Here is a 12663-nt window from a genome sequence, read left to right on the forward strand (position 1 = left end):
CGGGCCCGAAGCCGGACAAGTTCACCAATATCGCTACAACTTGAAGGAAATCTCCTAGGACCCAACTGTACGAGTGCACCCAATCCAAATAGCCAGATAAAGCCTCCTCCTTTTCCATTAGACTTGCGACCCTCCAGCAAGCCTTCAGGACACGGAATGCCAGTCCCTCAAAGCCCCCTTCGCAAAGCCCTGGTCGCTTGGCTTTATGCTGCCGCCCTGATGCATCTGCTTGCCGGCATTACCCTGAGCTGGGCAGGCCATTCGGGCTTGCTCGATGGCTATCTGCAGAGCATCGAACAGGCCTTCTGGGGCGCCGCCGCAGTGCCCGCGACGGCCCGCGCACAGCAGGTATGGTGGCTGGCCTTGTTCGGCGCCACGTTGCAAAGCTACGCGCTGTACATGCTCGCCCTCGTGCACATCGGCAATCGACTGAAAAGCGCCATGCCTTGGGCCTGGATAATCGCCGGCATCCTGCTCTGGGCGCCCCAGGACATGTTGATTTCCGCCCAGGCGCGCGTCTGGTCGCACTTGTGGCTCGACAGTCTCGCGCTGCTACTGTTACTGCCGCCGCTGTTCTGGCTCTATCGCCACGACCGCCGCACCTCCCTGACTGACCACGCGCCGAGTGATTCAACGCATGCCTGACTTTTCCCTGCTGGACTGGGCCATCACGCTGTTGATCGCGCAGGCGATCCTGGGGGCGCTGGATACCCTGTATCACCACGAACTCACCGTCGCCTTGCCCTATCGCCACAGTGCTCGCCTGGAACTCTCCATCCACGCCCTGCGTTCGTGTTTCTACGGGATTCTGTTCCTGGGCATGGCGCACCTGGCCTTCCAGGGGACGTGGGCGATTGTCATTGGCTTGCTGTTCGCGCTGGAGATCGGCCTGACGCTCTGGGATTTCGTGGTCGAGGACCGGACCCGCAAGTTGCCCGCCATCGAGCGCATCATGCACACGGTGCTGGCGGTCAACGGCGGGGCGTTTTTCGCGCTGTACGGTGTGCAACTGGCGCAGTGGGCGAGTTTGCCGACCGGCCTGGTTGCGATCGATTTCGGCTGGCGCGGCTGGCTGCTGACCTTGTTCGCCATCGGCGTCACGGCCTCGGGGATTCGTGATGGGTTAGCGGCATTGCGCATGCAGCGTCAAGGCCGACCGGCCAATCCATTCGCGGGCGGTGCCTATAAGCGCGTGCTGGTGACGGGAGGCACCGGGTTTATCGGCGAGGCCCTGGTCAACCAATTGCTCGACGCCGGGCACACGGTCAGCGTGCTGGCCCGCGATCCCTTGAAAGCGGCCTATCTGTTCGATGGCCGTGCCCGGTGCCTGCGTTCGTTGGGCAAGCTGGGCCATGACGAAACCTTCGACGTTGTGATCAACCTGGCGGGCGCGCCGGTGGCCGGGCCGCGCTGGAGCCCCAAGCGCCAGGCGCAACTCATCGCCAGCCGGGTCAATACCACCGATGCGCTGATGACGTGGTTGAAGAACGCCCGGCATAAGCCCGTGTTGTGGATTCAGGCCTCGGCCATCGGTTTCTACGGCGTACGTGATGCCAGCGAGAGCCTCGATGAAAGCGCCACCCGGGGCGAGGGCTTCATGGCTGAACTCTGTGTGCGTTGGGAGGCTTCAGCGCTGCCCGCCACCGAACTGGGCGTGCGCCAGGTGGTGATGCGCCTGGGCGTGGTGTTCGGCCCCGGCGGTGCGCTGTTGCCGTTGCTGATTCCGTTTCGCCTGGGGTTCGGCGGGCGGATGGGCGATGGTCGGCAAATCATGAGTTGGGTGCACCGCGACGATGTCATCCAAGTGATCGCCCGTGCGTTCGATGACGAAAGCCTGAGCGGCACCTACAACCTGGTGGCGCCGGAAACCGTCAGTCAGGCGCTGTTCGCCGAGCGCGTGGGCAAGGTGCTCAAGCGTCCGGTGTGGTTCCACATCCCAGCCGCGCCGGTGCGTGCCCTGGCGGGTGAGATGGCCCAGTTGTTTTTCGACGGCCAGCGCGTGGTGCCCAATCGTCTCGTCGAGGCCGGTTATACCTTCCGTTACCCGACCCTCGACGCTGCCCTGCGCGACCTGGCCTGAGGACCGTCCATGAGCAAGCCCCGGATGTACCTGCTGGCCGGCAACGGTAGCGCCGCCGATTGGTGGGACGACGCGTTGCCGCATTTTCAACACCACGACGTGGTGCCGCTGGAATTGCCCGGCTTCGGCAACAACCCCCAAGCCCCTGGCGAGGACCTGACGGCCTACGCCCAGGCGTTGCTGGCGGCGACGGTCAAGGGCAGCGCGATCATGGCGGTGGGGGTGAGTGCGTTGCTGGTGCTGCATGCGCTGCAACGTCAGCCGGGACACTTTTGCCGCAGCGTGTTGCTGGCGCCGGTGGGCGCGTTTTTGTGGCAGCGACGATTGCCGGCGTTGATGTCGCCGTTGCCGATTCGCAAGACCATTCACTGGTTGCTCTCGAATAAGCCGACACTGTTTGCCCACAAATTCTCCCGCCAGACCTGGACGTCCGCGCAATACCAACGCATGGGCGCCGGGTATGCTCGCTGCCGCGCCTTTGTGCCGCTCTGGGATCAACTGCGTGCGGACACCGCGTTGCCACTGCTGGAATGGATCACCGACCCGGTCGAACTGGTCTGGGGTGATCAGGACAAGGTGCTGGGCGTCGCCCAAGCGGCGGCCTGGTCCGCCATTCTGGCCCGTGCCGATCTGACCATCAGCCTGAAACCCGGCTGGGGTCACTACCCGTGGATCGACTCCCCGGCCGAGTTCGCCGCATGGCTGGAGTCCGGCGAGCGTGGGTTCGTTGCGCACACCAAGGGTGGGCGCTTGTGCCTGGCGGAGCTGGCCGGGCAAGCGGTGCCTGCGGCGCTGTCGCTCAACGACTGTCATGATCCGCGCTTACCAGGTTTTTTGAAGAGCCAGCCGGAAGCTATCTGGGCCGTGCGTTCCTCCAGTTATGGCGAAGATCAGGCCGATGCGGCGAATGCCGGCCTGAGCACCACGTTCCTGCGTGAACCGACGCACAACGTGCCAGTGCGCATTGCCGAGTTGACGGCAGCGGGTGTCGAGGAAGTGGTGGTCCAGCGCTTCATCACGCCGCGGTTGTCGGGGATCGCCTTCGTGCGCCACCTATCCGTCGAGCTGGAGTGGGTCGAAGGTCATCTGGAGTCGTTGGCCGATGGTCAGGTGAGCCCCGAACGCGCGATCCTTTCCTGCCTCGGCGAGTCATGGAGCAGCGGCACATTCAAGCCCGCCCATGGCCTGACCGAAGACGTGCTGTGGCGTTTCCTGCAAGGCGTGCTGCGGGTCTTCCACTATGTGCCCGGCGACGTTGAATGGGCCTGGGACGGCACTCAGCTGTGGCTGCTGCAATACCGGCCGATCAGCGACTATGGCTGGCGCCGGCACCTGACCGCCGCCAACATCGCCGAGATCCTGCCGCCGCAACCCAGCGCCTTGGTGGAATACGCCCAGCGCCGTGCGGCGGCGAGCATTCCGGCGATCATGGCACGCTGGGATTCGCGGGTGTTGCAGGACAACGAGCCGTTCACGGCGGTGTTTGGCGGTGCGTCGTACATCAACAATGATTTGTTTCTCGCCCGACTGGCTGACTGGGGCATCAGCGCCAGCAGCTACGCGGGCGAGGTCGGCGGCGCGACACCGCACCTGCCTTGGCGGCCACTGCGCCTGTTGCGCTCGCTGCCGTTGTTCCTGCGCATGCAACGCATCGCCCGTGGGCATTTGCTGACGTTGGAAAACGGCTTGCGACGTTTTGACCGAGAGCTGCACGAACTGACCACACAAGGCATCGACGGCCAGCAATTGGCCGACTGGTTCACCCGCTTCTATGTGTTTGTGGTGCAGGGCAACCTGTGCATCGCCAGCGCCTTGGCCAGCAGTGGCGGCGACCTGTTGGGGCGACCGCCGACCGCCTATGACGACCTTGAACACAGCCCCCATCGCCTGCCCTGGGAGACCGACCCGGCGACGCCACGCCCAGCACCAACCGAGTTGCCCTTGCAGGCCTTTCCACAATGGCCCCTGGCGATTCGCCTGGCTCATTCGACCGGCCTGCCGGGCTTGCGTGGTTACTACCTGCAAGTGCGCGAATGGTATCGCGACAACCTGATGCGGATGTTCTTTCGCCTGCACCACGCCATGCCGACGGCTGACCGAGGGCATTGGTTCGCGCCGCACCCGGACATCCGTACCCGCGATGGCAGCTTCTGGCAGGACGGTCGTGAAGGCACCGAGCAGGCCAGCGGCTTCATGATTTATCCGGGGCAGGCCCAGGGGATTCTGGGCGAGGACATTTTGTTGGAAGACACCCTGGACCCTGGTCGCCATGCACACTATCAAAGCGCCCGGGCCGTGATTGCGCGAATGGGTGGGCGTTTGTCCCACGGCTCGACGCTGCTGCGTGAGTTGCGCAAACCCTCGGCGGTGCTGCCGCAGGTGGATGTGACGTGGCTGGGGCGTGAGGTGGTGTATCGGGATGGTGAGTTGACGTTGGTTGCTACCAATAGTCCGGCTTGATGGCGGGGGCTTTGTGCGTGGGCACTCGGTTGGGGAACTGGTGCGATTGGAGTTCGTCGCAAGTGACAACGCGGCGCATCCAATGGGCGTGCTCTTTTAAGGAGCCGGGCGCCAAGCGTTTAGATCCAGCCCGATAGGGGAGTACAACGCCGATTTTCAAGTGAGGATAATCTTCTCGAATAGCCCTCAAGGCTGGAGCCATGTCGGTGTCACCCGAAACCAGCACGAGCTGTTCGATACGCTTCTCCCACGGCAATGTTTCTTGTCTTGAGGCCGTGCGATACATGCTGATCGCAATATGAACGTCGGTTTCCTTTTCTTCCAGCTTCCAAATAGCGACCGTGTCCTGGCGTGAGGCCCCGATCTTCCTGCTGACAAAGCGAGGGGCGTTGGCGCGTTCGAGCTGATGGCGTCCGTAATGTACGGCGACTTTGCTGGCCTTTAGCGCGCGGACATATGAATCTTGAGCCTCTTTGGAAATGATTCCGCGCGTTGCCAGTTCCGGTTTGACGGAAGACGTGAAGTAATCAACGGACGCGAGTGAGCTCTGGGGATTCTCGACGTGGGCTATGTGTGTCAATAGCTGCGCCAGGTTCAGCCATTTGTAGGGCGTGCCGGCGAGCAACCCATAAAAAACGTTATAACCGTCAACGAAAAAAGCGGTGCGCACAAACTCAATCCCCAGAAACGAAAAAACCGGCCGAAGCCGGTGTTTTCACCCCAACGGCCAGAGAATTTAATCTCTGCGTACGAGGTTGAGCAGTGAGCGAATCCTAAGCCTGGGTTGACGCTACGTCAACCATGGGTAAATAAGCTCCGGCACCGGCGGACTGAGTTTTGTGTGCATTGAGGACGAAGGGTCAAGGCGTTTCTGGCTCGGTTTGTCAGCGATTATTTCAGCCTTTGTCCAACGGAACGGAAGCGGTTGAGTGACACAAATAATCCATCGCTCGGTACTGTTTTGAATGAACGGATTTTCCTAAATCACTGTGGGATTTATTACGGATATACCTCAGTAAAAAAACCAAGCGTTTTTACTGTTTTTCAGTTTTTTGAAACAAGAGTTTTCTCACTCCTGACCGCTACTCCCTTGACGCCCCCCACCGCTGTCGTAGACTCCGCCCATCCGTCAGGGAGTAACGGCATGGGACGTTTGAGTAGTTGGGTTGTGGGATTGACCTTTGTAACGTGCGGCGTGCAGGCGCAAACGCCTGTCGCGGACGATCCTCTGCTGGAAAGCGGTGTCACGGCCAGTGCGCCGAGTGGCAATGAGGCGCGTGGGGTGCTTCGGGCGCGAGACCAGGCGGTGCTGGCCAGCGAGTTGGCCGGACGCATCGTCGAGTTGCCGTTCAGCGAGGGCGAGTCGTTCAAGAAGGGCGATACCCTGGCGCGGTTCGATTGCTCGGCCTATCAGGCCCAGCTCAACGCGGCCCAGGCGGCAAGCCGGGGGGCCGGTGAAGAGCTGGCGCATAATCGGCAACTGGCGGCCCTGAAGTCGGTCGGACGTTTTGAAGTGTCACGGGCCGAAGCCCGGCTCAATGAAACCCAGGCTCAATCCCAGGTGTACCAGGTTCAGGTCAAGCGTTGCAGCGTCGTTGCGCCCTTCGACGGGCAAGTGGTGGCGCGCAAGGTCCAGCGCTATGAAAGCGTGGCGGCCGGCGCGCCGTTGCTCGATGTGGTCGACAACCGCACCCTGGAGATCCACCTGTTGGTGCCTTCACGCTGGATGGACCGGCTCAAGCCTGGCCAGCCCTTTACCTTCGTCCCCGATGAAACCGGCAAGCCGTTGCAAGCGACGGTCAAGCGCCTGGGCGCGCGCATCGACGAGGGCAGCCAGACCCTGTTGCTGGTGGCGAGCGTGCCGGATGCCAGCGGCCTGCTGTCCGGCATGAGCGGCACGGCGCGTTTCGCGGAGCCCAAGTGAACGCGCCGGTATCGGGCAGCGCCGAGCAGGTGTTTGCCCGCTTCCTTGACCTTGAACGCCAGACCCGGGCCGCACGAACGCCGGCACAATTGAGCTACAGCCTGGTCAATGACGGCCAGGCCCTGTTCGGCTTTCGTCATGCCGCGTTGTTGATCGCCGGCAAGGTCCAGGCGGTGACCGGCGTCAGTACCGTGGAGCCGAATGCGCCATTCGTGGCATTTGTCGAGCAGGCGGTGGCGCAGCTATTCAAACAGGGCCTGTTGAATCAGGCTCGGGTGATCGCCGCCGATGGGGTGAGTGAATCCGTCCGGGCGGACTGGCAAAGCCTGTCCGCCGGGCAAGTGTTCTGGTTGCCGTTGATCGATCATCAGGGCCAGGTATTCGGCGGTTTGTGGCTGGCCCGGGACTTGCCCTGGACCCCACCCGAACAAGTGCTGCTGTCGCAACTGGGGGACACCTACAGCCATGCGTGGCTGGCGCTGCAACCGCGCAAGCCGTGGCGCCTGCGTTGGACGCGCAAGCGCCAGGTCGCCCTGGTGGCGGTGTTGCTGCTGGGCTTGCTGATCCCGGTACGCCAGTCCGTGTTGGCCCCGGCCGAAGTGGTGCCGCTGGGCGGGCAGGTAGTGGCGGCGCCGTTGGATGGGGTGATCGCCGAGTTCCTGGTCAAGCCCAACCAGACCGTCAAGAACGGCGACCTGTTGCTGCGTTTCGAAAGCACCAGCCTCAAGGCCCAGGCCGATGTGGCCGAGCGTGCGTTGGGCGTGGCTGAGGCCGAACTCAAGGCCAATTCCCAGCGCTCGTTTGCCGACGCCGAATCCAGTTCGAAAATTGACTTGCTGGCCGCCCGCGTCGAACAGAAACGCGCCGAGCGCAACTACGCGCTTGAATTGCTCAAGCGCAGCGAAGTACGCGCCGAGCGCGACGGCATTGCGGTGTTCGCCGACGCCGAGCGCTGGCTCGGCAAGCCCGTGCAGACTGGCGAGCGACTGATGGAAATCGCCGACCCGAACCAGGCCGAGCTGCGTATTGAATTGGCGGTGGGCGACGCGATAGCCCTGGAGCCTGGTGCGCAAGTGGCGTTGTTCCTCGACAGCGACCCGTTGCAGCGGCACCTGGCCTGGCTCGAGCGCTCGGCCTATGAAGCGCAACCTACCGCCGCCGGGCAGTTGGCGTACCGGTTGGACGCGCGTTTCGATGCCACGGCGCCTCGCATCGGCCTGCGGGGCACGGCGAAGGTCTTTGGCGACCGCGCGCCGCTGGCGTTGTACCTGTTGCGTCGGCCATTGGCCGGCCTGCGCCAGAGCGTAGGCCTGTAGCATGGACTTGCCGAGCCTGCGGCCGGACCTGCAATTGTCCCCGGCGGCGCCGGACCCGGACGGTTCGCCGCAGTGGACCTTGGCCGATCCGGTGCGCGGGCGCTATTTCAAGCTTGGCGCGGCAGCAATGCGCATGTTGCGGCATTGGTCCCTGGGCGATCCGGAACAGGTGCTGCAAGCCGCAAACCGCGAGCCGGGCCTGCCGCTCAATGGCGAGTCGCTGGAGCAACTGCTGGGTTTCCTGCGCGGCCATGACCTGATCAGCGCGATGGACCCACAACAGCGCGACAGTTACCTCTTCAAGACCGCCGCACAACGCCAGAGCCTGTGGCAGATCCTGCTGCATCAATACCTGTTTTTTCGCATACCGCTGTGGCGCCCGGACGCCTTTCTCAACCGGGCCTGGCCCTGGTTGGCGCGGTTCGGCCCCGGAATACTGCGCTATGGCCTGCCGCTGACCCTGGGCCTCGGCATCTTCCTGGTGTCGCGGGACTGGCAGCGCTTCATCGCGACGTTTCCGCACCTGTTCAGCCTGGGCGGTGCGCTGGCCTTCGGGGCGGCGTTGCTCTTCGCCAAGCTGTGCCATGAGTTCGGCCATGCCTTCATGGCCAAGCGCGCCGGTTGTCGTGTGCAAAGCATGGGCGTGGCGTTCATGGTGCTGTTGCCGATGTTCTATACCGACGTCAGCGACGCCTGGCGGATCAACGATCGTCGCGCACGGTTGCTGATCGGTGCCGGCGGAGTCCTGGCCGAATTGCTGCTGGCGTGCATCGCGCTGCTGGCCTGGTCGCTGCTGCCTGACGGGCCGGCACGCACCGCGGCGTTCATGCTCGCCAGCGCCACCTGGATCACCACGCTGATCATCAATTTGAACCCTTTCATGCGTTTTGACGGGTATTTCCTGCTCAGTGATTTCTGGGCGGTGGATAACCTGCAGGGGCGGGCGTTCGCCCTGTGCCGCTGGCGCCTGCGCGAAGCCTTGTTCGGTTATGGCGCGGCGGCGCCGGAACCCTGGTCGCCGAAGATGCGCCGGCGTTTGCTGGTCTGGGGATACGGCTCCTGGCTGTGGCGGGCATTGTTGTTTTTCGGGATTGCCCTGGCGGTCTATCACCTGTTCTTCAAGGTGCTGGGCATTTTTCTGATGATGGTGGAATTGGTGTGGTTCATTTTTATGCCCATCGTGAGTGAGTGGCGGCAATGGTGGAGTCGCCGTGAGCAAGCCCGCGGTGGGCGGATGCTCCTGAGCGGCCTGGTGTTGCTGGCGTTGCTGTTGGCGTTGCTGTTGCCCTGGCGCAGTGCGGTGGAAGTGCCGGCCATGCTCGAGGCCGGGCGGGCCAGTGCCTTGCATGCGCCCGTGGCGGCACGGGTCAAGCAGGTGAATGTGCACGACGGCCAGACCGTGGCCCAGGGCGATGTATTGATTGAACTGGAATCGCCGGACATGACCTCGCGCCTGGCCATCGTGCGCCGGGAAATCCAGATCCAGCAGTTGCAGATGCGCCGTCAGGCCGGGCGCAGCGAAACCGCGGCTGACGCCGGCATCATCGAACAGCAACTGGCCGAAGCGGTGGCCGAGTACCGGGGCCTGGTGGCCCAGCGTGAACGGCTGTTGTTGCGTGCGCCCCATGCCGGCCAGGTGCGCGACGTGTTGCCGCAACTGTCGGTAGGGCGCTGGCTGTCACCGACGCAGGTGCTGGCGCGGGTGGTGCAGACCGATTCGCGGTTGCGCGGGTACCTCACCGAAGCCGAGCTTTGGCGGGTCGGGCCGGGCGCAACGGGACGGTTCATCGCGGACGATCCAATGCACACGTCGATTGCCGTGCAGTTGAATGAAATCGACACCAACGGCGTGGCCTGGGTCGAACAACAAGCGTTGACGTCCGACCACCATGGGCCGATTGCGGTGCGCCGCGATTCGCAGCAACGGGCCGAGCCGGTGCAGGCTCAGTACGGTGTGCGGCTGAGTGCAGTGGACGACGCGTCCGCTCCGGTGCAGCCGCTGCGTGGCGTGGCGGTGTTGCAGGGCAAGGGCGAGTCGGTGTTGGGAGCGGCCTGGCGACGATTGGCGGCGTTGGGTGTCAGGGAAAGCGGGTTCTAGTCCTAGGGAGCGAGCATGGATTCAGTGGCGGCAGAGGGATTGGTGGTGCGTCCATCGCGGGTCAGCGATGGTCCGTTCCTGCAGGGCCTGTACCAGGCGGCGCGGCCGGACCTGCAATGGATCGACGGTGACCCCGAACAGGTGCAGCAGGTGATTGCCCAGCAGTTCCAGGTGCAGGAGCAAGGGTTGGGCGAGAACTTCCCCGACGCCATGCATTACGTCGTGGAAAAACTCGGCACCGCGATCGGTGCCTTGAGCACGGATTTCGGCCCCAATGAAATTCGCGTGCTGTACCTGGCGTTCATCCCCCAGGCGCGCGGGCAGGGGTATGGCCGGGCGGTATTGCAAGGGGTACAGAAAGCCGCGCAACAGATCCGTTGCCCGGTGGCGACCGTGGTCTGGGCCAGCAACCCCCATGCGCGCCGGCACTACCTGGCGCTGGGCTTCGAAGTGCAAGAGCGCAACCCGGCGGCGGAGCGGTTGGTCTGGTATCCAAAAGGCAACTGAACAGTGCCTGACTTGCCACCTGTTCAATGTGGGAGCGAGCTTGCTCGCGATGAGGGCGGTAAATCCAACATGGATGCAAGCTGACCGTCCGCCATCGCGAGCAAGCTCGCTCCCACAAGGGATCATCAGTCTTTAGTTAAACGCGATGTAGAAATATCCCAGCGCCGGATCCCGTCCCATGGGCGGTATCCGTGACACGAACACCCCCTCGATCTTGCCCAGTTCCGGTACCTCCAGCCCGCAGAGGCCGTCCACGAACGCGGTGCTCTCCAGGCTGTTGAACTCGACGCTGAAGGGCATGCGCTCGGTGCTCGGCATCTTCGCCCGAGGTGTTTCTTCAAGGGTTTCGAAGCGCACCGGCAGGCAGCTGCCATCGGGCAGGATCAGGCTGCCGGTCTGGCCCAGCAGCGGTTGGAAATGGCGGCTATGAACCTGTTGCAGCATGTCGACACTCCAAAGGCCGGAGGACCGCAGCCCTCCGGCGGTTCATCAGTTACGGGACGGAAAGTAGCCTTGAAGGGCGATGCTGAAGTTGATGGCCAGGAAGGGGTTCATGACGGCCAATGGCATTCCGTTGCCCGCCGGGGAAATCGTGCCGCTGACGGTCGTGCTGACACCTTGCAGCGGTACTGGCGAGGCACCGATCTGGTCGGAGTAGATCGCCGCCGAGCCTGGCCCGGTGCCCGAGGTGCCGATGAATGAGTTGGTGGCCGTGGGAGTGTTCACGGGATTGCTGGCCGGGTTCGCCAGTTGCAGGGTGGTCGAGGCGGTGACGCCCGAGAGGGTGTGGGTGTGGAGGGGCAGGTTGTTCAGCGTCGGGGTGACGTTTTCGGTGCCGGAGATCTCGCCGATGACGCGCGGGGTCAGGCCCAGGCCGTTGCCTTGGCCCAAGGGCAGGCGACCTTGCAGGTTGGGTAGCATGAAGGTGGTCTGGCCATTGCCTCCGTACGTCACGCCGATCAAGGCGAACAAGGTCTGGTATTGAGAAAGGGAAAGCGTCTGCCCGTTGCACAGGGCCCAGTCCCTGGGGGCAAAGTTAAAGGCGAATGACTGGATAGTGCCGATGAATACTTCCATAGATTCCTCATCCTTCAGGTGATTGGGTTTTCGCAATGCCCGGCGCGTCAAAGGACAAGAGTGCGATCAGCCCGACTCCTTTACTCCCTGGCCTGGTCACGCACGGCTGAGCGTAGACCGGGATGTTTGATTTTGCCGAGCGAAGCGGGCGGAAAAATCTCGCGAATCGGCTTAATCGATTCAGGTTCACGAGGATTTCTACCGTCCATCTTTATTTTTAGCCTAGGTGAATCTGATATCAAAGTACTACTAGGCGAAGATTATTTCATCGGCTACGCTTGGCGCTACAAAAGGACTACAAAACAGGTGAAGGGATTGCCGCAGTTTCACTTTATTTCCGGTTTACCGCGCTCAGGCTCGACCCTGCTTTCTGCCATTTTGCTGCAGAATCCGCGCTTTCATGCCGGCATGACCAGTCCCGTCGGTTCGCTGTTCAGCACCGTCCTGCAGCAATGCAGCGCCGGCAGCGAGTTCGGTTCGGTGATCGACACCGACCTGCGCCGCCGCCTGTTGCGTGGCCTCTTCGATTCCTACTACGCCGACAAAGCCGATAAACCGGTCATCTTCGACACCAATCGCCAATGGTGTGCCCGTTTGCCTGCCCTGCAGGACCTGTTTCCCCAGGCCAAGACCATCGCTTGCGTGCGCAACGTCGCCTGGATCCTCGACAGCCTGGAGCGCCTTTATCGCGCCAATCCGTTCGAGAACACCAAGCTGTTCAATGACGATGACGAGCGCAACACCGTCTACAGCCGCTGCGAAACCCTGGCCCAGCGCAATCGCCTGGTGGGGCTTGCCTGGACGGCGCTCAAAGAGGCCTATTACGGCGAGAACGCCGAGTCGCTGCTGATCGTTGACTACGATCTACTGAGCCAGGCCCCCGAGCGGGTCATGCGCCTGGTGTACGAGTTCATCGGCGAGCCCTGGTTCGAGCACGATTTCAATCACTTGACCTACGACGCACCGGCCTTCGACCAGGCCCTGGGCGTTGCCGGCCTGCACAAGGTCAAGCCCAAGGTCGCGCCGCAAGCCCGGCGGACCCTGTTGCCGCCGGATCTGTTTGAAAAGTATGCCGAGTTGTCGTTCTGGCGCGATGGGTCCGCAAGCGCCGCCAATGTCATTCGTATGAAATCCGACGCCGCTGTCAGCTGACAGCGGTTTTTTTCATTTGCGTTCAAGAAGTTCGAGTCCAGGTGATCGT

11 protein-coding genes are annotated in these 12663 nt (G+C 62.8%); 8 read left to right on the forward strand and 3 right to left on the reverse strand.

Going from position 1 to position 12663, the window contains the following annotated elements:
* Positions 1-156 precede the first annotated feature (156 nt).
* The 3 genes from ACZ5M5_RS01105 to ACZ5M5_RS01115 are packed head-to-tail and all read left to right on the forward strand — an operon-like array spanning position 157 to position 4540.
* Positions 157-645: a cell division protein gene (locus ACZ5M5_RS01105; protein ID WP_464738461.1), complete on the forward strand. Its 489-nt coding sequence runs from the start codon at positions 157-159 to the stop codon at positions 643-645.
* Positions 638-2080, forward strand: coding sequence for a TIGR01777 family oxidoreductase (locus ACZ5M5_RS01110; RefSeq protein WP_464738462.1), 1443 nt, complete (start codon positions 638-640; stop codon positions 2078-2080). The genes ACZ5M5_RS01105 and ACZ5M5_RS01110 overlap by 8 nt, the downstream gene beginning before the upstream one ends.
* A 9-nt stretch (positions 2081-2089) precedes the next feature.
* Positions 2090-4540: an alpha/beta hydrolase gene (locus tag ACZ5M5_RS01115; RefSeq protein ID WP_464738463.1), complete on the forward strand. Its 2451-nt coding sequence runs from the start codon at positions 2090-2092 to the stop codon at positions 4538-4540.
* Here ACZ5M5_RS01115 and ACZ5M5_RS01120 read toward each other — a convergent pair.
* Complete coding sequence (locus ACZ5M5_RS01120; RefSeq protein ID WP_060739732.1) at positions 4521-5210, reverse strand: NYN domain-containing protein; 690 nt, start codon at positions 5208-5210, stop codon at positions 4521-4523. The genes ACZ5M5_RS01115 and ACZ5M5_RS01120 overlap by 20 nt on opposite strands.
* A gap of 474 nt (positions 5211-5684) precedes the next feature.
* Here ACZ5M5_RS01120 and ACZ5M5_RS01125 point away from each other — a divergent pair, with 474 nt between their 5' ends.
* The 4 genes from ACZ5M5_RS01125 to ACZ5M5_RS01140 are packed head-to-tail and all read left to right on the forward strand — an operon-like array spanning position 5685 to position 10385.
* On the forward strand, positions 5685-6464 hold the full coding sequence (locus ACZ5M5_RS01125; protein ID WP_464738464.1) for an efflux RND transporter periplasmic adaptor subunit: 780 nt from the start codon (positions 5685-5687) through the stop codon (positions 6462-6464).
* A complete protein-coding gene (locus tag ACZ5M5_RS01130; RefSeq protein WP_060739730.1) occupies positions 6461-7780 on the forward strand; it encodes an efflux RND transporter periplasmic adaptor subunit in 1320 nt (439 codons plus the stop codon). The genes ACZ5M5_RS01125 and ACZ5M5_RS01130 overlap by 4 nt, the downstream gene beginning before the upstream one ends.
* A 1-nt stretch (position 7781) precedes the next feature.
* Positions 7782-9878 carry an efflux RND transporter periplasmic adaptor subunit gene (locus tag ACZ5M5_RS01135; protein ID WP_464738465.1) on the forward strand — a complete coding sequence of 699 codons (2097 nt, stop codon included), beginning with the start codon at positions 7782-7784 and terminating at the stop codon, positions 9876-9878.
* Between the two features lie 15 nt (positions 9879-9893).
* Positions 9894-10385 (forward strand): GNAT family N-acetyltransferase, encoded by a 492-nt coding sequence (locus tag ACZ5M5_RS01140; RefSeq protein ID WP_092169367.1) that lies wholly within the window; start codon positions 9894-9896, stop codon positions 10383-10385.
* A 132-nt stretch (positions 10386-10517) separates the two neighbouring features.
* Here the strand turns inward: ACZ5M5_RS01140 and ACZ5M5_RS01145 are convergent, their stop codons facing one another.
* Entirely contained in the window at positions 10518-10829 is a 312-nt protein-coding gene (locus ACZ5M5_RS01145) for a DUF6916 family protein (protein ID WP_060739727.1), read from the reverse strand.
* Between the two features lie 45 nt (positions 10830-10874).
* On the reverse strand, positions 10875-11462 hold the full coding sequence (locus ACZ5M5_RS01150; RefSeq protein WP_060739726.1) for a phage tail protein: 588 nt from the start codon (positions 11460-11462) through the stop codon (positions 10875-10877).
* Between the two features lie 306 nt (positions 11463-11768).
* Between ACZ5M5_RS01150 and ACZ5M5_RS01155 the strand changes: the two genes are divergently transcribed.
* The gene (locus ACZ5M5_RS01155) at positions 11769-12614 is read left to right on the forward strand and encodes a sulfotransferase family protein (protein ID WP_060739725.1); all 846 of its coding nucleotides are present in this window, start codon (positions 11769-11771) and stop codon (positions 12612-12614) included.
* Positions 12615-12663 lie beyond the last annotated feature (49 nt).

The organism is Pseudomonas sp. Van50 (assembly GCF_055390755.1).

What these genes read in the sequence shown, in the direction of transcription:
- ACZ5M5_RS01105 (WP_464738461.1), top strand. Translation starts at nt 157, where the DNA reads ATGCCAGTCCCTCAAAGCCCCCTTCGCAAAGCCCTGGTCGCTTGGCTT.
- ACZ5M5_RS01110 (WP_464738462.1), top strand. Translation starts at nt 638, where the DNA reads ATGCCTGACTTTTCCCTGCTGGACTGGGCCATCACGCTGTTGATCGCG.
- ACZ5M5_RS01115 (WP_464738463.1), top strand. Translation starts at nt 2,090, where the DNA reads ATGAGCAAGCCCCGGATGTACCTGCTGGCCGGCAACGGTAGCGCCGCC.
- ACZ5M5_RS01125 (WP_464738464.1), top strand. Translation starts at nt 5,685, where the DNA reads ATGGGACGTTTGAGTAGTTGGGTTGTGGGATTGACCTTTGTAACGTGC.
- ACZ5M5_RS01135 (WP_464738465.1), top strand. Translation starts at nt 7,782, where the DNA reads ATGGACTTGCCGAGCCTGCGGCCGGACCTGCAATTGTCCCCGGCGGCG.
- ACZ5M5_RS01140 (WP_092169367.1), top strand. Translation starts at nt 9,894, where the DNA reads ATGGATTCAGTGGCGGCAGAGGGATTGGTGGTGCGTCCATCGCGGGTC.
- ACZ5M5_RS01145 (WP_060739727.1), bottom strand. Translation starts at nt 10,829, where the DNA reads ATGCTGCAACAGGTTCATAGCCGCCATTTCCAACCGCTGCTGGGCCAG.
- ACZ5M5_RS01150 (WP_060739726.1), bottom strand. Translation starts at nt 11,462, where the DNA reads ATGGAAGTATTCATCGGCACTATCCAGTCATTCGCCTTTAACTTTGCC.